Consider the following 18678-nt stretch of genomic DNA (forward strand, 5'->3'; position numbering starts at 1 on the left):
ATTATTCCCCACCATGCAATACGCCGACCGCCTCAACAACGTTGAAACCTCCGCCATTCGTGAACTGTTCAAACTGCTGGGCAAGCCCGGCATCATCAGCTTTGCGGGCGGCTTTCCCGACAGCGCCATGTTTGATGTGGAGGGCATTCGCGAAGCCAGTAATTTGGCTTTGACCCAAGAGCCAGGTGCGGCCTTGCAATACGGCGCCACCGAAGGCTACCAACCCTTGCGCGAACAACTCGCGGCCTTCATGGCCAGCAAGGGCGTGAAGGGTTTGTCTGCCGATGGATTGATCGTCACCACCGGTAGCCAGCAAGCGCTGGACCTGATTGCCAAAACCTTGCTCAACCCCAACGACGTGGCCTTGGTCGAAGGCCCCACGTTTTTGGCCACCATCCAGTGCTTCCGTTTGTATGGCCCGCAAGTGGTGGGCGTGCCCATCGACGCGCACGGTGTGCAAGTGGACAAGCTCGAAGAAATGATCGTGCAACACAAGCCCAAGCTCGTGTACCTCATTCCCACCTTTGGCAACCCCAGCGGTGCCACGCTGAGCCTTGAGCGCCGCTTGCGTGTGTTGGAGCTGGCGGTGAAATACAAAACCGTGGTGGTGGAAGACGACCCCTACGGTGACCTGTACTTTGGCGAAGCGCCACCCCCTTCCTTGCTCGCTCTGAGCGACCAAGTGCCGGGCAGCCGCGAGTGGCTGATTCATTGCGGTTCGCTCAGCAAAGTGCTGTCGCCCGGCCTGCGCGTGGGCTGGATGATTGCGCCACCCGAGCTCTTGGCGCGCGCCACCATGTGCAAGCAGTTCAGCGATGCCCACACCTCCACCTTCGCGCAAGCCACTGCCGCGCACTACCTCAAAGCGGGCCGCATGCCTGCCACCTTGGCGCATGTGCGCAGCGTCTACGCCGAGCGCGCCCAAGCCATGGGCGACGCCTTGAAGCGTGAACTGGGCGATGCCTTGACCTTCACGCAACCAAAAGGCGGCTTGTTTTTCTGGGCCAACCTCACCGGTGTAGGCGGCAAGCTAAATGATGGTGCTGAGTTGGCCAAACGCGCGATTGAAAAAGGCGTAGCCTTTGTACCGGGCGCTCCGTTCTTTGCCAACAACCCTGACACGACCGCGATTCGTTTGAGCTTTGCCACGGCGGATGTGGAGAAGATCAAAGAAGGCATTGCCCGCTTGGGGCAAGCGCTGTAAATTTTCTGGGTCAGGTTGTCAGATGCATCACGACACAATGTTTCACACGGAGCGCACACTGCTGTTCTCACCGAAAGCGGTGTACAACGCATTTGCTTCGGCAGATGTGCTGGCCACTTGGTGGGGGCCAGACGGATTCAGCAACGAGTTTGAAACCTTCGAATTGCAGGTGGGTGGTCGCTGGACCTTCGTGATGGTGGGGCCAGATGGCGCACGCTACGCCAACCAAAGCGTGTTCACCGAGCTTGAACCCGCATCACGTGTGGTGATTCGTCACGATTGCCAACCATTTTTCACACTCACTGTGCAACTGACCCAAGTTGCAGACGGGACGCATTTGCAGTGGCAGCAGGTGTTTGATGATGCGCACATCGCGCAGGCTGTTAAAGCCATTGTGGAGCCAGCCAATGAGCAGAACCTCGATCGGCTGATGCAAGCGCTTGAGCGTTTTGCCTGAATTCATGCACGGGTTCTGAAATTGCACATAACAAAAAGGCTGCTCTATGAGCAGCCTTTTTGTTTGTCGGGGCCTATGAATTAACCTGTGATCGCCTGATAAGCCGCTGCATCCATCAACCCATCTAACTCAGCCGCGTTGCTGAGCTTGACCTTGTAAAACCAACCTGCACCCTCTGGATCGCTGTTGGCCAGCGAGGGGTCGGCGCGCAGGGCCTCATTGGTTTCCAAAATTTCCACACTCGCGGGCATGTGCACGTCGGCGGCGGCTTTGACCGACTCGACCACACCAGCCACGGTGCCTTGTGCGAAGGTTTTGCCGACTTCTGCGAAGTCCACAAACACGATGTCGCCCAAGGTGTCTTGTGCGTGTTGGGTGATGCCCACCAACGCGGTGTCGCCTTCGATGCGCACCCAAGTGTGTTCTGCGTGATATTTGTTCATAGTCTTTACATGCCGCTGTAGTTGGGGCCGCCACCGCCTTCAGGCGTGACCCATACGATGTTTTGTGTGGGGTCTTTGATGTCGCAAGTTTTGCAATGCACGCAGTTTTGCGCGTTGATTTGCAAGCGGTCGGTGTTGTCGTCGTTCTTCACAAACTCGTACACACCAGCAGGGCAATAGCGGCTTTCGGGGCCTGCGAATTTGGCGAGGTTGATGTTCACCGGCACGGACGCGTCTTTGAGCGTCAAGTGCGCGGGTTGGTTTTCTTCGTGGTTGGTGTTGCTGATGAACACGCTGCTCAAGCGGTCAAACGTGAGCTTGCCGTCTGGCTTGGGATAGTTGATTTGGGCGTGTTGTGCCGCAGGTTCCAAGCTCACATGGTCGGGCTTGTTGCCGTGCAGCGTCCAAGGAGGCGTGTCGATGCCGAGCTTGGGCAACAGCCATTGCTCGATGCCGGTCATCAACGTACCGACCAACATGCCTTTTTTGAACCACAGTTTGAAGTTGCGGTACTGGTTGAGTTCTTTGCTCAGCCAGCTCTTTTCGAACGCAGCGGGGTAGGCGCTCAGCTCGTCGTTGGCGCGTCCGGCAGACACGGCCTCGAAAGCTGCATCCGCAGCCAACATGCCGCTCTTGATGGCGGCGTGGCTGCCTTTGATACGGGCGGCGTTCAAGTAACCCGCATCGCAACCAATCAATGCGCCGCCTGGGAACACGGTCTTGGGCAAAGCTTGTGGTGTGCCGTTGTTGATGGCGCGTGCGCCGTAGCCAATGCGCTTGGCGCCTTCGAGGTGGGCGGCAATGGCTGGGTGTGTTTTCCAGCGTTGCATTTCTTCAAAGGGGCTGAGCCAAGGGTTTTTGTAGTCAAGGCCGAGCACAAAACCGAGGGTGACTTTGTTGTCTTCGAGGTGATACAAAAAGCCGCCGCCAAAGGCGTCGTCTTGCATGGGCCAGCCCGAGGTGTGCACCACCAAGCCGGGTTTGGCTTTGGATGGGTCAACTTCCCACAGTTCTTTGATGCCGATGGCATAGCTTTGTGGGTCGCGGCCTTCGGTCAAGTTGTATTTGGCGATGACTTGTTTGCCCAAGTGGCCACGTGCGCCTTCGGCGAAGATGGTGTACTTGGCGTGCAACTCCATGCCGAGCTGGAAGTTGTCGGTGGGCTCGCCCTCTTTGCTGATGCCGAGGTTGCCGGTGGCGACGCCTTTGACAGCACCTTGCTCGTCATACAAAACTTCAGCCGCCGTGAAGCCCGGGAAGATTTCCACGCCAATGGACTCAGCGTGCGCCGCCATCCACTTGACCACGTTGCTGAGTGACACCACGTAGCAACCGTCGTTGTGGAAGTTGCGGGGCATTAACCAGCTGGGCACGCGGCTCGCGCCAGTTTCGGTAAGCGTCAGCAAGTCGTCGCCCGTGACTTCTTGGTTCAGTGGGCAGCCGAGTTCTTTCCAGTTGGGGATGAGCTCGGTCATGGCCTTGGGGTCCATCACCGCGCCCGACAAAATGTGTGCGCCAGGCTCTGAGCCTTTTTCCAGCACCACAACGGAAACATCGTTGCCATTTTCAGCGGCGAGTTGTTTGATGCGGATGGCTGTGGCCAAACCACCGGGGCCGCCACCAACCACGACCACGTCGTATTCCATGGCTTCACGTGGGCCGAACTGGGCGAGGATGTCTTCTTGTGTCATTTCTTTTGTCTCAGTCTGTTGTCAGAGGTGAGACAGATTTTAGGGCCTGTCAACAACGCACTTGTCATAATGAAATAACTCAACATTCAGGAGGCGTACATGGCATACAGCATGGATTTGTCGGGCCGCGTGGCCTTGGTCACCGGTGCATCCAGTGGTTTGGGGGCGCAATTTGCCCGCACCTTGTCACGTGCGGGTGCTGCTGTGGTGCTGGCCAGCCGTCGCGTGGAAAAACTCAAAGAGCTGCGCGCCGAGTTGCAAGCCGAAGGCGGCGACGCCCATGTGGTGAGCTTGGATGTGACCACCCTAGGCAGCATCAAATCTGCCGTGGCCCATGTAGAGACCGAGGTGGGCAGCATCGACATCTTGGTGAACAACTCGGGCGTCAGCACCACACAGCGTGTGCAAGACGTGACTGAGGAAGAGTTTGATTTCACCTTCAACACCAATGTGAAAGGCTCGTTCTTTGTGGCCCAAGAAGTGGGCAAGCGCATGTTGGCCCGTGCCAAGGGCGCGGCGCCCGGCACCTACACAGGCGGGCGCATTATTAACATTGCTTCCGTGTTGGGCTTGAAGGTTCTGCCGCAGGTGGCGCCTTACGCCATGAGCAAAGCAGCGGTGATTCAAATGACCAAGGCCTTGGCCTTGGAATGGGGGCGCTTTGGCATCAACGTGAACGCGATTTGCCCTGGCTACATCAGCACCGAAATGAATGAACACATTTGGACCACTGAGCAAGGCCAAAAGTTGGTGAGCATGTTGCCGCGCAAACGTGTGGGTCATCCACACGATTTAGATGCTTTGCTGGTGCTGCTGGCGAGCGCTGAGAGTTCTTTCATCAACGGGGCCATCATTTCGGCTGACGACGGGTTTGCACTATGAGATACGAAATTCCTGAAAACAAAAAGCTGGTGTATGAATGCACCATTCCCATGCGCTGGGGCGACATGGATGCGATGGGCCACATCAACAACACGATTTACTTTCGTTACCTAGAAATTGCACGTGTGGATTGGTTGCGCCAGTTCAACGCCGAGCCCAAGCCCGAGGGCGAAGGTCCCGTGATCGTGAATGCGTTTTGCAATTTTTACAAACAGCTCGAATACCCGGGCGATGTGCTGGTGAAGATGTACACCAGCGATCCCGGTCGCACCACCTTTGAAACGTGGGCCACGATCGAGCAAGCCGCCAACCCTGGCGTCATTTATGCCGCAGGCGGTGCGACCACCATTTGGGTGGATTTTCCTCAACAAAAAGCGGTGGACTTGCCCGATTGGGTACGTGAGATGGTCACGCCTTAAAACGTCTCAATGCGTCGCGGGTGCGGTGGCTGCATCCAATTGCGTGAGCCACAGCAAGGCGGCTTCGCGGTTGGCACCGCACATGTCAGGCGAGGGCTGCAAGCCGCCACAAAATGCGGGTCGCTCGGGTTTGCCAAACACGGCGCAGCGCATGTCGGGCAGCAGTTGCGCGCATGGCACACCTGCAGGTTTGCCATGCGGCATGCCGGGCAAGGCGCTGGTGATGGAGGGCGCAATGCAGCACGCGCCGCAGCCGTTGCGACATTGCATTTATTTTTGTTTGGGCACGCGGCCCAGCACGTAAAACTCGGGGTTGGGCATCATGCCGCTGAAACTCGCCATCCGGTTGCTCAAGCCAAAGAAGGCGGTGATGGCGGCGATGTCCCAAATGTCTTCGTCGTTGAACCCGTGGACGTGCAGCGTTGCAAAGTCTGTTTCATCAAGTAAGTCACTGTGTTGGCACACCTTCATGGCGAAATCGAGCATGGCACGTTGACGTGGCGTGATGTCGGCTTTGCGGTAGTTCACGGCCACTTGATCGGCTACCAAAGGTTTCTTTTCGTAAATGCGCAAAATGGCGCCGTGTGCCACCACGCAATACAAGCAGTTGTTGGCTGCGCTGGTGGTGGTGACGATCATTTCGCGGTCACCTTTGGTGAGGTTGCTGTCGCGCCCCACAGACTCCGGCACCATCAAGGCATCGTGGTACGCAAAAAAGGCGCGCCATTCTGCGGGGCGGCGGGCTAAGCCCAAAAATACATTGGGTACAAAACCAGCTTTTTCTTGCACTTCCAAAATCTTGGCCCGAATGTCTTCGGGCAGGTCCTTCAGCTCGGGGTGGGGGTAGCGGCTCATGCGTGGGTCTCCAAATTTTTGTTCGTTTGCGCGATTATCCTTGGCGTGAATTCGAATCTGAGGAACCCACATGACAGACAAACACACCCACCCCACAGACGCTGCTTTTGAAAAAGGCTTGGCCAAACGCACCCAAGTGATGGGGCAACCCTTTGTGGACAAAGCCTTTGCCGGTGCGAGCGACTTCACCTTGCCCATGCAGCACCACATCACGCGTGCCGCGTGGGGCGACGCATGGCAACGCGACGTCTTGGACTTGAAAACCCGCAGTCTCATCACGGTGGCCATGCTGACCGCATTGGGCAAAACGCATGAGCTCAAAGGCCATGTGCGCGGTGCGTTGAACAACGGTGCGACCAAAGAGGAGCTGCAAGAAGTGCTGTTGCACGCCGCCATTTACTGCGGCGTGCCCACCGCTGTGGAAGGCTTTCGTGCAGCGGCTGAGGTGGTGGACGCACCCAACGCCTGAGTGAGGGCCTGAGGCTTTAGCCCACCACCAGCTTGTGTACCAAGTCGGCCGTGGTTGAGGCTTTGTATTTGCGCATCAGCTTGGCGCGGTAAATTTCGACCGTGCGGTGGCTGATGCCCAGTGCTTTGCCGATTTCTTTGGAGGTCATGCCCTCCATCAAAAATGCAGCCACCTCACGTTCACGCGCTGTCAGCTCGGCACGCACAGGGCGTGTGGCGCTGAGGTCTTCAAAACTCCAAATGCCTGCTTCGTGCGGTGAATCAAGGTTCAAGGCGCGGCCTGTCACGTGGCACCAAAACGGCTCGCCTTTCATGCGGCCATCGATGCGTTTCATCAGGCGGTCGTCGGCATACAGGCCTTTGGTGTTGAGGCTGAGTTTGATGCGCGCGCCCGTGCGTTCGTACTCATCCGCGCTGGGGTAGAGCACCTGAAACGATTGGCCAATCAGTTGTTCGCGCGTTGTGCCAAACATGTCGCACACGTGTTGGTTGCAATCCACCATCGTGCGGTTGCGCGACAGCACCAGCCCCACAGGGGCGAGGTCAAAGGCTTGGCGGTAATCAATCATGTCAGGGGTCTGTGCTTACGGAGAACTACGTAGTCTGTTACGTAGTATCGTAACGTCACTCTGTTGCACTTTTTGGAGCATCCCTTGAACAAAGTTTTTCCTTCTGCTGCTGAAGCGATCAAAGACATCGTGGCCGACGGCCAACTGATGGCTGTGGGTGGTTTTGGCTTGTGTGGCATTCCTGAAGCCCTGATTGACGCTTTGCGCGACAGCGGCGTGAAGGACTTGACCGTCATTTCTAACAACGCTGGCGTCGACGGTTTTGGTTTGGGCAAGTTGCTCGAAACCCGTCAAATCAAAAAAATGATTTCTAGCTATGTGGGCGAGAACAAAGAGTTCGAGCGCCAATACCTCTCAGGCGAGTTGGAGTTGGAATTCACGCCGCAAGGCACGCTGGCTGAAAAGCTGCGCGCTGGTGGTGCTGGCATCCCCGCCTTTTTCACCAAAACAGGTGTGGGCACCTTGGTGGCCGAGGGCAAAGAGTTACGTGATTTCGATGGCGAAACCTATGTGATGGAACGCTCGCTGGTCCCTGAAATTTCATTCATCAAAGCCGACGTGGCTGACCGCTCAGGCAACCTGCGCTTCAACATGACGGCTCGCAACTTCAATCCAGCCGCTGCCACCGCTGGCAAGATTTGCGTGGTCGAGGTGGAGCGCATTGTGGCCACGGGCGAACTGGCCCCTGACGACATCCATTTGCCTGGTATTTACGTGCACCGCATCGTGCTCAACCCCACGCCCGAGAAGCGCATTGAAAAGCGCACCACCCGCGACCGCAAAATCTAAAGGACAAAACACCATGGCTTGGACTCAAGACGAAATGGCCGCACGTGCGGCAAGCGAACTGCAAGACGGTTTTTATGTGAACCTCGGCATCGGCATCCCCACGCTGGTGGCCAACCACGTGCCAGACCATGTGGAGGTTTGGTTGCAAAGTGAAAACGGCATGTTGGGCATTGGCCCATTTCCCTACGAAGACGAAGTCGATGCCGACCTCATCAACGCAGGCAAGCAAACCGTGACCACCATCAAAGGCTCGGCGATTTTTGGCAGCGACCAATCGTTCGCCATGATCCGCGGTGGCAAGATCAACCTGTCGATCTTGGGCGCCATGCAGGTGAGCGAGAAGGGCGATCTGGCCAACTGGATGATCCCCGGCAAGATGATCAAAGGCATGGGCGGTGCGATGGATTTGGTGGCGGGTGTCAAGCGCGTGATCATCTTGATGGAGCACGTCGCCAAGAAAAAAGACGGCACCGAAGATTTGAAAATTCTGAAAGACTGCACCTTGCCTTTGACAGGTGTGGGCGTGGTGGACCGCATCATCACCGACCTTGCCGTGATGGACGTGGTGCCCGAAGGCCTCAAAGTGATTGAACTGGCTCCCGGCGTGACCCGTGAGTTCTTGCAAAGCAAGACGGGCGTGACTTTGCTTTGAGTGGCGCGTTAAACTTAAGCCATTCATCACAAGAGGAAACACCATGAAAATTTTGGTTGCAGTTGACGGTTCTAAATCTTCTTTGAATGCGGTCAAGTACGCCGTGAAGTTGGCCTCCAATTTCCGCACGCAAGATCGCATCACCTTGATCAACGTGCATGACGACCAAGGCTTGCGCCACGCGCAGCAGTTCGTCGGTAAAGATGGCATTGCCGATTACCTGCGCGAATTGAGCGACAAAGAGCTCAAGGCCGCTTTGGCTGTGTTGGTGAAAGCTGGCGTGAAGCACGACAGCATTATTCAAACAGGCCATGTGGCAGACGTGATTTCTAACGCCGCAGACAAAAAATTTGACATGGTGGTCATGGGCTCGAAAGGCCGCAGTGGCTTGGTTGACATGCTGGTGGGTTCTGTGGCGCAACGCGTCATGGCCACTTGTAAGAAGCCTGTGCTGTTGGTCAAGTAATCGCCCGAATCAGGTGCCCCGAGGCACCAACCTCAAAAAGCCGCTCTCAGAGCGGCTTTTTTTATTCCCCCTTCGGGTGTGCGTTCTCTTTCAAAATCCGACAAATTTGCTTGACTTCTAAATAAATGTGCAATTAGCACATTTATTGATTTATACTCATCGCCACTAGCCAAGTTACATACATGAACAAGATCACACCCGACGCCTTGTACACAGAGCAGCAAGCCCTCCTTGCCGCCATGGGGCACTTGTTAAAGCCGTTTGCCAAACTGGGTTTGGCGAAGGGTGTGCCCATTCAGGCGATTGAAGAGCTGGTGCGACATGCTTATGTGGACGCTGCCAAGCAAGCGTGTCAGGGCGACAACCCTGAGCGCTTGACCAGCCGTATTAGCACCATGACAGGGCTCACGCGGCGAGAGGTGGGGCGCATTCAGCAAACGCCCACCCCTGAATTACCAGTCACTCGATCTGCTGCGACCGATTTGCTGACTTACTGGACATCGCAGACCGGCTATGTGGACAAAGCCAAAAACCCCATCCCAATTCCACGGCAAGGGCCAGCCCCTAGCTTTGAAGCTTTGGCTGCCACCGTCACCAAAGACGTGCATGCGCGTTCGCTACTGGCCGAGATGATTCGGCTCAATTTGGTGACGCATCGCAAAACCACAGACACCATTGAATTGCTGGAAGATATTTTTGTACACAATAACGACTGGTCGCAAATGGTTGGTTTTTTGGGGGTCAACGTGGGCGATCACTTGGAAGCTGCAGTGACCAACGTTTTAGGCGATGGTCACCAGCATTTCGAGCAAGCCCTCTTTGCTGATGAGCTCTCAGCTGAATCACTCACCCAAGCCAAGACCTTGATCAGCGCGCAATGGCGTCACTTGATCACCACGCTGGGGCCTGAGTTGCAAGCTCTGATGGATGCAGACAAAGCCGCCAACCGACCACAAGACCAAGCCGTGCGGATTGGTCTGTACGCCCTATCCCAGGCGATGCCATCGCCAGAAACTTCTGCAGATTTATCCAAATGAACGGAGCGTTCCAAATGCGATCAATTCAACCCAACGCCACACTCACACGTCGCACCATTCTTTTGGGTATGGTCGGTTCCGTTGCGCAATTGACAGGTTGCGGTGGCGGGGGCTCTGATGTTGCTGGCTTATCCAGCGGCGGCACGGGCTCATTCACCAGTGGCACGATTTCAGGGCTGGGTTCCATCATCGTTAACGGTATTCGATACAACGATGACAGCGCCAGCTTGATTTCACGCGACGATGGTTCTGCGTTTGGAGATACGTTGAAAGTGGGCATGGTGGTGTCCATCGAAGGCTCACCCGTGACCGCAGCCGCCACAACAACCGGCATTGCTACAGCCACCGCCTACCGCATCAGCTGTGGCAGCGAATGGGAAGGACCTGTGTCTAGCGTTGGGACCACCAGCTTTGACATGCTGGGGTTGACTGTGGATGTTTTGGCCACCACGGTGTTTGAAGGTGCTGCCACGCAGCTGACAGGCCTGACCTCTTTGCACTTTGTTGAGGTTCATGGGTATGTCGATCAAACCACGGGGCGTCTTCAAGCTAGCCGTGTGGAAGTGTCCACCACGGCGCCCACGCATTACAAGCTCAGTGGCGTGGTCAACAGTTTTGATGCTGGTAATCGCACCTTCAAACTGGGGGCTGGCACACAATTTTCGAATCAAATCAGTTGGGATAACAGCACATTGATTCCGACCACTTGGTCTGATGGTGTGTTTGTTCGCGTCAAGATGGCAGCCGCGACACCACTGCGTGCAACCCAGATTCGTTTGCTCACGTCACCGCTGACGCAACTCAGTGCAGAGGATGACCGTGATGCTGAAATTCATGGATTTGTTTCGACCTTCGTGTCGATTGCCAACTTCACTGTCAATGGCATTCCGGTAGATGCCAGCACGGCACGCATATCGGGCGGCACTGTGGCATTGGGTGTCCGGGTTGAAATTCACGGCAGCATCAGCAACGGTGTTTTGATGGCCACCAAGGTCGAAACCCCAAGCAACACAGATGTGGCAACGCGCAAATTCGAATTCCACGGAACCGTCAGCGCTCTGAACGCTACCGCACAGAGGTTTGTGCTACACGGGCTCACATTCAAATACGACACCGCCACCAGCATTCAAGGGGTCGTCATGGCCGACGGCGTACGTATCGAGATCAAAGCCACCCGCTCATCGGGCGCGTGGCTGGCGACAGAAATCCGAGCAGACGATTAATTTTTTTCATCCACCACGAAGGGACACACCATGATCCGCAAAACAGGTTTTTCTCATTTATTCATCACCACAGTGACCGCTGCCATGCTGGTTCTTTCGCCTGTGGCGCGCGCAGAGATTGTGGACACACAAGAGCTCGCGACACAGAACCAAACGGAGCAAGACCGAGCCAAAGTGCAAAGTTTTGTAGAGCGCGCCACCGTGAAAGAAAAGCTCGAAGCCATGGGTGTGGCTGGCTTGTTGGCCAAAGACCGTGTGGCGGCTTTGAGCGAACAAGAAGTTCACGCCTTAGCCGAACGCATTGATGCCATGCCCGCTGGCGGCACCTTGAGTCAAATGGACATGGTCGTTATTTTGTTGATCGCAATTTTGGTTGCGGTTGCACTTTAAAAAAGGGGGTCTTATGTATTGCTCTCAAAGGGTCAAGCGCACGTGGGTGATTCCCGCCTTGTGTGCTGTGTTGATGGTGCCTGCTGCGTGGGCAGATCGACCAGATGATGCGGGGCAACGCAAACACCCTCGCATGCAAGAGCAGCCGATGCATGACCGCGCTTCGGGTGAAATGCGGGAGTCTCGTGCGTCAAGGGAAGTGCACCCAGGTGCGTACTTCGAACCGCGACACCACCAAGCCGTGCGAGATATGTATGGGCAACAAATTGGTAAGGGCAAATGCCCTCCAGGGCTTGCAAAAAAGGGCAACGGCTGCTTGCCGCCAGGTCAAGCGAAGCAGTGGGCCATGGGGCAGCCGCTGCCTGCAGACGTGGTGCTTTATCCGGTACCACTTGAATTACAACGTCGTTTGGGCACACCGCCAGCCGGCTACAAATATGTGCGTGCTGCCAGTGACATCTTGCTGATTGCCGTGGGCACCAGCATGGTGGTCGATGCGATTGAGGATTTGGGTGGGCTTTAACCGAGTTCGGGCCTGTGGACTCACGGCAGCCCTTGTGTTGAGCCTTGTCGGCTGCGCCTCGGTGCCCCTGTCGAATGGCTTTGCACACAGCAGCCAGCTTGCGAGGCAAGTCGAGCTTCAAGACGTTGCGTTTTATCCGCAAACACAAGACCAATGTGGCCCAGCCGCTTTGGCCACAGTGCTGCACCATGCGGGTATTGAGCGCACGTTGCAACAGCTGGAGGCCGATGTGTATGTGCCGCAGCGCCAAGGCAGCTTGCCATTGGAGATGTTGGGCGGTGCTCGGCGCGCAGGCGTTTTGCCTTATCTTTTAAAGACAGAGCCGCAGGCTTTGTTGCAAGAAGTCGCGGCAGGTCATCCCGTTGTGGTGTTGCAAAACCTACGTTGGGATTGGTTGCCGCTGTGGCATTACGCTGTCGTGGTGGGGTACGACCAAACGGCAGGCACGGTCGTCCTGCGCTCGGGGGATGAAAAGCGTTTGCTGATGTCCATGGCTGATTTCGAGTCAAGTTGGGCCAAAGCCAACCGTTGGGCATTCGTTGCTTTGCCCCCTGATCAACTCCCTGCAACAGCTTCTGCCGCTGAGTTTGTTGAAGCTGCGATCACCCTTGAGCGAGTGGCACCCAGCCAAGCTGTGCGGGCTTACCAAGTTGCGCTTCAGGCGTGGCCTGATAACTTAGAGGCGCGGCTTGCGCTGGGCAATAGCCACTACAAACAAGGCAATTTACAAGCTGCACAAGCGCAATACGCGCAAGCCACCGTCGATCACCCCAACGCCCCAGATGCATGGAACAACCTGGCACAGGTTTTGTATGAAACACGTCAGCTGGCGCAAGCAAGGGCCGCCATTGTCAACGCTGTGGCTTTGGGGGGCGCGCGTGCTGAACGTTACAAAGCCACGCAAATGGCGATAGACAAAAACCCCTGACGCGAGGGTTTAAAAGTTAAGCCGAGAAAGATGGAGCGGGTGATGGGAATCGAACCCACGTTATTTGCTTGGGAAGCAAGAGTCCTACCATTGAACGACACCCGCAGACGTGCACATTCTAGGTGAGCGGTGCTGTGTGCGTCGTGATGGGTGCTGGTCGGGTTAGTGCAGGGTGCGACTGGGTGTAGTGGGATGGGGACGTGGATTCAAACCTCTGAGCAGCAGTCAGCAACTTGATCAAGCCACTCGTCTACCTTCCTATGAAACTTTTCAGTTGCCACGAATGACTTGAATCGTCGATCAACGTGGTCCTTTGGAAGCTCAATCCAACCGTCTTCTTCGAGATTCCTGAACAAGAGCCTAATCGTGCTCTCAGCGTATGGGACCGACAGATACAAACCCTTTAGGGTGATGTCCGATCCATCTTCAAGTGATGCTAATTCAAGCAGCAAAGCGTAGCCAGCATCAGTTCCGTAAGTGGGTAAGTTCTTTTGTTCCCACGATCTGATGCGCCTTAAATTACTAATTTTATTTATTTTTATTGAATTCGACATTCTGCGTTGCACGCAGAACAATAAGTGAACTTAATAAAAACGACAACGAAAAATACCAATGAAAATCATCGCTAATTTTGATGATTCGATCATTCTGGGCGGTCTTTTCTTGCTGAAAATAACAACGGTTATTCAAACCAACAACGACCCATTTAAATGGGTTGTAATTTAAAAGCCAAAGGAACACCAATGTTTACAGTGCATGAGTTAGCTACTGAGCCTACAAAAATCAACTTAAAAGAGGTTGATTATTCGTGTGAGACGCAAACTCGGTTTAATATCGGAAATGAAGCTCTCGCCATCACTTGGAATGCGACACAGACTTTTGATCATAATGGCAAGCCAAAAGATTCTGATAACGACAATTAATTATAATTAATTTAAGCTGGATTTATCCAGCTTTTTTTATGCGTACATTGCTAATAACAAATTCATACGATGTAACTTCTGATATTTTAATTAATAATCTAGGGGCTGCAAGTTTTATTCGTCTAAACTTTGATCTTCCAAGAGATTGGTCGATTATCCTAACACCAACTGATTTGAATATATCGTCAATACACGGCATATTCAATTCAGATCATATTTCTAAGTGCATTTGGCGTAAACCATTTATTAGCAAGCCCGAGGATGATTCCTTCTGTGAAAAATTCACTCAAGAAGAGTGGAAATACACTTTGTATGAGATCGCGCTATTAATGCAAGATCAAGGAAAACTCTACATGAATTTTCCTTTCGCTGACTATGAGGTTGGCAAACTTAAACAACAAAGACACGCTGAGCGTTTTTTCAAGCTATCTAAGGCCACGGTGTATGCAAACGCAAAGCCTGTGACTAACGAACCTACGATTGCAAAATCACTGTCAGGTCAAACACTTTCAGATGGAAGAGTTCTTTATACCACCGAGGTAACATCCAAAGAGCTCTCGGAGGACATTTGGTATATACAAGGTTTGATTAAAGCCAAATTTGATCTGACCGTAGTGTATCTTTATGGAGAAATTTTCACCTTTCGGCTCGATCGTTCAAAAATTAGTGCATTAGATTGGAGGCAGGATCAATTTGAAATAGTCAAAGAATGGGACAAGGTATTGCTTGGCCATGAGTTTGAGGCACGTGTAAAAGGCTTTATGAATGAAATGGGTTTAGTGTATGGGCGGTTAGATTTTCTCCAGCCAGAAGTCGATGATGAGCCTGTATTTCTTGAAGTCAATAAAAATGGGCAGTGGGCATGGCTCGACCCAGAAAAAAACAATGGTTTATTTACTGCCATGTGCAAAATTTATAACCCAATGAAGAAATAATTTAACCTTCTTATGGTATTTTTTTGGAGTTGTCGATAAATGGAGTTTCTAGCAATACTGTGTGGCTTAGGTGGTTTTTTTATTACATGGAAAACATACCATTGGTTCTGGTCTTTGGCTGATCTTGTTCACGAGAGCGGATACTCATATTTCATGAAAAGGGCAGGGATGTCAGTTGTCGTGGGGTTGTTGGGTTATGTCTTCACGTCGCCAGATTTTCAATCTTCTTCACCAGTCAGTCCCACTAATCGAGGTGGTTCTATTGATTATATTAAATCAGTAAATTCAAATACTCTTGCTGATGAGAGTCCCCCGCAAGAAATACTGATCAATATTCCGAATTCTCCGCAACGGGATGATGCTGATAGCAATGGTGCATCGAGTGATAAAGGTGGGGATTCAGTTGATTATAAAGACGAGCCTAAGACTATCAAGTCAGATGATCTGATTAATCAATCAGTTACCCCTAAGGAGTGACAGTTCTTGCCATGGCGTTGGTTTTGCAGATCGACCGCAAGTCCCCAACCTATTAACTCTGACATGGATGGCGTCTATTGCCATCTGGGGTAAACCACCCATATGAGTCAGCCAAACCCTAGATGGGTTGCTATCTAAGCAATCAACATACCCTTAAATATCTCGGTTTGATGCGGGCTTCATCGAGGTTAAGGCAAATATGGGGTAATTTACTGTGAATTTTGGGTTGAGCTCCTGTGGTTTTTTCTGAGTCGTAAAAAGGGCGTCGGAGGATAGCAGATAGAGTTTTTTTGGTTTTTTATATAAATTGGGGTCTGTTATCCGCCGATTTGACTTGAGATTTGAATCCGTATGTCCGATTGGCAAGTTCCCACTCATTGCTTGTTGTGTTTCTCACGTTGACCAATTCAAGCATCTCCTCCAGATTGACTGTGTCAAGTGCATAGAAGTAGGTTTTCAGCCCATCTGCAGTCTTAGTTTTAGTTCGATCGTGAGAAAGGCCAACTATTTTCAGAAGTTTGTTCAATGTTTTGGTGGGAGATTTTTCTATTTCTTCCCCAATGGTGAAACCAAACTGAGCCTCAACGAAGAGGCTCAGTTTTTTGCATAGTTCGGAAAAATCAGCAAGATCATGTGCAGAAAAATCCGAATTCTGGAATTCGTGGTCTTTAAAAACAGGTGTTGACGCTAGTAGCTCATCCAGTAATACGACTCTCGCATACCTGTCAGGCATTCTGTCGAATGGCGTTCGTGTTTTGTTTGAATATTTTTCCTTGAAACTCTTGGAAGCATCTCGCACACTTTGATGATCTGTTAAATCTCTCAGTAATCTGACCGCTCGACGAAGTTTCCCCCGCTCGTCTTTTTCTAGCAGGTCGGGAGTTACTTGTCGCTGATAAAAGACCTCAATCTTCATCCGCAGGAATGACCAGTAATCTGCTCTGGATATTTCAGCACTGTCTTCAATGAGATCTTCGATTCGTTCGTACTGCCACTCATCTATGGGTTTCGCTGTCATTATGTTATTTACGTAGTCTGCTTGCTCCAGCTTCGTTCCAATCGCAAGAGTTTTCTCCCCTAGAAGCTCAAGTTCATCATCTTTGGGCACATAGACAGGCTGCCAACCAGTCTTGACTTTGTAGTCAATGAAGTTTTTCTTGAGTTGATTTTTTGACTTGCGTTGATCTGTAATGATGTGGGTTGCAAGAGTTAAAAATTCGTCCTCTTCGTTGTAGATTTCACTGTGAGTAACGGGATCAAATCCGATGAACGTGTTTGCAATAACTCGGTTTGCAAGCAGCTCGTGCTTGATTACGCCGAATTCAGTCTCAAAGCTGAAGGTTTGGGGCGATACCCAGACGCGTACCTCTTTGGGATGTCGTACTCGTCTAATCTGTTGATCAATGTCTTGGTGTGTGTTTATTTGTGTTTCAAAGAAGCCGTAGCAGCAGTCAACAATCTGCTGATCCCCGTTGAAAGAAATATCAAGACCTGTTCCTAAAGATGGACTGCACAATATTACGTTGTGGGTGCTATAAGCCTCTTGGAAATTCAGGATGATGTACTGAGCTTCGGCAGTTTTTGAATTTGTCGATGTGATGCTCTTAGAGATTTCGTTACCGAATTCCTCGACAATCGCGGCCTGAAGTCGATCTACAAGAGCTTTTGAATTACATGTGACGAAGAGCTTCTTGTTGTCTGCAATGTCTCGCTTCATCCTACCAATTAAGTCATTTTTGGAGGTGAACATCTGAAAAACTTCATTGCTTGGTATGTACTCGTTGATGATGATCCATACGCGGTTTTTGTTGCTGTCGTACGGAGTTTCGATTTTTCTAAATCTCGTGAGAGCTTGGTAGGTAGTCCACCCGAGATCTGCATCTAGTGCAACCACGTTTTTTGCAGATGAAACGGTGTGTTTTAGTAGCTGAAAAACAGTTTCTCGGTTTTTCACTGTCTCAGATAGGAGATGAGCTAAAACTTGTTCGCTCTCGTCAATGATGACTAGGTCGTAAACCCTACCTTGCACTTTCCAAAGGCTGTCTAAGCAAACGCCATATTGCTCTTTGCGGTTGATGTTTTCCTGACGGCTGTAATCCTTGTCGTCAAGATAACAGTTCAACTCCAGACGATTGCACAGTTGTTTGATCAATGCTTGTCGGTGACCTATCAACAGAATCCTGTAGTCGTTGCGTAAAGAGCGTGGAGGTTCGTCAAAATCTGTATTTTCAAGTTGTTCGAGAGTTGCAAAGTCTCGAGACCTAACCACGTTCCGGATCACTTCGATCAATGACTCTGTTTTCCCAGATCCCTTCGGGCTTCGTATTAGGGTGAGGCCTCCGTGTAATGCACTGATTTCTAAATATTTTTGGTTTAGAAATTGAATTTGACTAGCTCCGTTAAACGGATCTTTCCACTTGACGTCGATCAGCCGCTCGTTTTGTCGATTACGGATGTCTGCTTGAGCATGTTTAATTGCATCAACGAAATCAAATTCATCAACTGTCTTGTTCGCCTTATTGCTATCGGATTCCATCCACCAAGTCGTTGTGCATGTTGAGCAGCGCAAGTATGTGTTTTGTTGGGCATTTAGGTTGACAAATGCGCTTGCATTCTTGTCGTTGTGTTTTGGACAGTAGATTTTTGTGTGTTCTCGGATGTCTGCAAGTCGAATGAGCGCGCCGTCTAATTTTCTAACTTCGAGGTCTTTTTTTAGCTTCTGTTTTGACCTTCGTGAAGTGATTCCGAAAGTGGCTACTTCATCGCTGTTCGGATTAATGCCTCTTTCTACCTGTCCTAGTTCGATTAATTCATCTACGACATTCGATGGGATGTGTCTGTTGAAAAGTTGGTGGCGAGCTTGCTGGTTTCCATATGAAATACGGGATGGGTCATGTGTGCTGGGATCTCCACAATATTTCAGCCCCAGTGCGCGTTTGATAGCTCTGTAATCGTCGGGTTCGGTTATATCGTGATCAACTAAAAAGCAGAGCCTAAATCTGTTTTTCTCAACTGTGTGATTAGCGGTGGTGTAGTAAAACGTAAGGTGGTTTTGTGAAAATTCGTTCTCAAGAGCTTCACGTAATGTCGTGCCAGCATCAACATCTACGGCAATCAGGTTCGTAAGGTGGTAGTTCTTACTAGAGCGTTTGTCGCTCAAAAGTTGAGCGCAAAAGGGGTGTCCGTCTGAGATGTGTGCAATCAGCTCTTGCACTGATAGTTCGACGTTTTTCCAGCCATTTCCTAGATAGTGTGTGTCTCCGTTGATGTGTTTATCAACGATATTTGGGTTGATGGCAACCTTGATTCTGTTTTCTTGCATGTAGTCCCCCTAGTAGGTCGAGTCC

22 protein-coding genes and 1 tRNA gene are annotated in these 18678 nt (G+C 51.9%); 16 read left to right on the plus strand and 7 right to left on the minus strand.

Features of this window, described 5'->3' with window-relative positions; translation table 11 throughout:
• Positions 1-13 precede the first annotated feature (13 nt).
• Both B9Z44_RS11585 and B9Z44_RS11590 read left to right on the plus strand, forming a co-directional pair.
• A complete protein-coding gene (locus B9Z44_RS11585; protein ID WP_108402496.1) occupies positions 14-1204 on the plus strand; it encodes an aminotransferase-like domain-containing protein in 1191 nt (396 codons plus the stop codon).
• Between the two features lie 22 nt (positions 1205-1226).
• Positions 1227-1661 (plus strand): SRPBCC domain-containing protein, encoded by a 435-nt coding sequence (locus tag B9Z44_RS11590; RefSeq protein ID WP_108402497.1) that lies wholly within the window; start codon positions 1227-1229, stop codon positions 1659-1661.
• Between the two features lie 80 nt (positions 1662-1741).
• Here the strand turns inward: B9Z44_RS11590 and gcvH are convergent, their stop codons facing one another.
• Positions 1742-2104 (minus strand): glycine cleavage system protein GcvH, encoded by a 363-nt coding sequence (gcvH, locus tag B9Z44_RS11595; RefSeq protein WP_108402498.1) that lies wholly within the window; start codon positions 2102-2104, stop codon positions 1742-1744.
• 5 nt (positions 2105-2109) lie between these two features.
• On the minus strand, positions 2110-3795 hold the full coding sequence (locus B9Z44_RS11600; RefSeq protein WP_108402499.1) for an electron transfer flavoprotein-ubiquinone oxidoreductase: 1686 nt from the start codon (positions 3793-3795) through the stop codon (positions 2110-2112).
• Positions 3796-3894: 99 nt separating this feature from the next.
• On the opposite strand from B9Z44_RS11600, the gene B9Z44_RS11605 reads away from it, so the two are divergent.
• A complete protein-coding gene (locus B9Z44_RS11605; RefSeq protein ID WP_108359053.1) occupies positions 3895-4677 on the plus strand; it encodes an SDR family oxidoreductase in 783 nt (260 codons plus the stop codon).
• Positions 4674-5096 carry an acyl-CoA thioesterase gene (locus B9Z44_RS11610; protein WP_108359052.1) on the plus strand — a complete coding sequence of 141 codons (423 nt, stop codon included), beginning with the start codon at positions 4674-4676 and terminating at the stop codon, positions 5094-5096. Before B9Z44_RS11605 ends, B9Z44_RS11610 begins: the two co-directional genes overlap by 4 nt.
• 6 nt (positions 5097-5102) lie before the next feature.
• On the opposite strand, the gene B9Z44_RS11615 is transcribed toward B9Z44_RS11610, so the two are convergent.
• Together B9Z44_RS11615 and B9Z44_RS11620 are read right to left on the minus strand one after the other, a co-directional pair.
• Entirely contained in the window at positions 5103-5366 is a 264-nt protein-coding gene (locus B9Z44_RS11615; RefSeq protein ID WP_108359051.1) for a YkgJ family cysteine cluster protein, read from the minus strand.
• Entirely contained in the window at positions 5367-5951 is a 585-nt protein-coding gene (locus tag B9Z44_RS11620) for a peroxidase-related enzyme (RefSeq protein ID WP_108359050.1), read from the minus strand.
• 70 nt (positions 5952-6021) lie between these two features.
• On the opposite strand from B9Z44_RS11620, the gene B9Z44_RS11625 reads away from it, so the two are divergent.
• Positions 6022-6420 carry a carboxymuconolactone decarboxylase family protein gene (locus tag B9Z44_RS11625; protein ID WP_108359049.1) on the plus strand — a complete coding sequence of 133 codons (399 nt, stop codon included), beginning with the start codon at positions 6022-6024 and terminating at the stop codon, positions 6418-6420.
• Positions 6421-6436: 16 nt separating this feature from the next.
• Here the strand turns inward: B9Z44_RS11625 and B9Z44_RS11630 are convergent, their stop codons facing one another.
• Positions 6437-6988: a PAS and helix-turn-helix domain-containing protein gene (locus B9Z44_RS11630; RefSeq protein WP_108402500.1), complete on the minus strand. Its 552-nt coding sequence runs from the start codon at positions 6986-6988 to the stop codon at positions 6437-6439.
• Positions 6989-7072: 84 nt separating this feature from the next.
• Here B9Z44_RS11630 and B9Z44_RS11635 point away from each other — a divergent pair, with 84 nt between their 5' ends.
• The 8 genes from B9Z44_RS11635 (at position 7073) to B9Z44_RS11670 (ending at position 12996) form a co-directional block, all read left to right on the plus strand.
• Complete coding sequence (locus B9Z44_RS11635) at positions 7073-7777, plus strand: CoA transferase subunit A (protein WP_108359047.1); 705 nt, start codon at positions 7073-7075, stop codon at positions 7775-7777.
• Between the two features lie 13 nt (positions 7778-7790).
• Positions 7791-8429: a 3-oxoacid CoA-transferase subunit B gene (locus B9Z44_RS11640; protein ID WP_108359046.1), complete on the plus strand. Its 639-nt coding sequence runs from the start codon at positions 7791-7793 to the stop codon at positions 8427-8429.
• A 43-nt stretch (positions 8430-8472) separates the two neighbouring features.
• The gene (locus tag B9Z44_RS11645; protein ID WP_108359045.1) at positions 8473-8895 is read left to right on the plus strand and encodes a universal stress protein; all 423 of its coding nucleotides are present in this window, start codon (positions 8473-8475) and stop codon (positions 8893-8895) included.
• Between the two features lie 182 nt (positions 8896-9077).
• A complete protein-coding gene (locus B9Z44_RS11650; protein WP_108402501.1) occupies positions 9078-9932 on the plus strand; it encodes a DUF6502 family protein in 855 nt (284 codons plus the stop codon).
• Positions 9933-9946: 14 nt separating this feature from the next.
• Positions 9947-11155 (plus strand): DUF5666 domain-containing protein, encoded by a 1209-nt coding sequence (locus tag B9Z44_RS11655; RefSeq protein WP_108402502.1) that lies wholly within the window; start codon positions 9947-9949, stop codon positions 11153-11155.
• Positions 11156-11185: 30 nt separating this feature from the next.
• Entirely contained in the window at positions 11186-11545 is a 360-nt protein-coding gene (locus tag B9Z44_RS11660; RefSeq protein ID WP_108402503.1) for a PA2779 family protein, read from the plus strand.
• Between the two features lie 13 nt (positions 11546-11558).
• Positions 11559-12068, plus strand: coding sequence for a hypothetical protein (locus B9Z44_RS15270; RefSeq protein ID WP_199220200.1), 510 nt, complete (start codon positions 11559-11561; stop codon positions 12066-12068).
• A gap of 34 nt (positions 12069-12102) precedes the next feature.
• Positions 12103-12996: a PA2778 family cysteine peptidase gene (locus B9Z44_RS11670; protein ID WP_199220199.1), complete on the plus strand. Its 894-nt coding sequence runs from the start codon at positions 12103-12105 to the stop codon at positions 12994-12996.
• Between the two features lie 31 nt (positions 12997-13027).
• Here the strand turns inward: B9Z44_RS11670 and B9Z44_RS11675 are convergent.
• Positions 13028-13101 (minus strand) — tRNA-Gly (locus B9Z44_RS11675).
• Positions 13102-13706: 605 nt separating this feature from the next.
• Here B9Z44_RS11675 and B9Z44_RS11685 point away from each other — a divergent pair.
• From B9Z44_RS11685 to B9Z44_RS15055, 3 genes are read left to right on the plus strand one after another with little or no spacing between them, the layout of a single operon-like run.
• Positions 13707-13919 carry a hypothetical protein gene (locus B9Z44_RS11685; RefSeq protein ID WP_146180616.1) on the plus strand — a complete coding sequence of 71 codons (213 nt, stop codon included), beginning with the start codon at positions 13707-13709 and terminating at the stop codon, positions 13917-13919.
• Between the two features lie 38 nt (positions 13920-13957).
• Positions 13958-14854, plus strand: a complete 897-nt coding sequence (locus tag B9Z44_RS11690; RefSeq protein ID WP_108402506.1) for an MvdC/MvdD family ATP grasp protein — start codon at positions 13958-13960, stop codon at positions 14852-14854.
• Between the two features lie 39 nt (positions 14855-14893).
• Entirely contained in the window at positions 14894-15331 is a 438-nt protein-coding gene (locus tag B9Z44_RS15055) for a hypothetical protein (protein WP_146180617.1), read from the plus strand.
• A gap of 298 nt (positions 15332-15629) precedes the next feature.
• Here the strand turns inward: B9Z44_RS15055 and B9Z44_RS11695 are convergent, their stop codons facing one another.
• A complete protein-coding gene (locus B9Z44_RS11695) occupies positions 15630-18653 on the minus strand; it encodes a plasmid replication protein, CyRepA1 family (protein ID WP_108402507.1) in 3024 nt (1007 codons plus the stop codon).
• Positions 18654-18678: the final 25 nt, after the last annotated feature.

This window comes from Limnohabitans curvus, assembly GCF_003063475.1.
Classification (GTDB): Bacteria; Pseudomonadota; Gammaproteobacteria; order Burkholderiales; family Burkholderiaceae_C; genus Limnohabitans; species Limnohabitans curvus.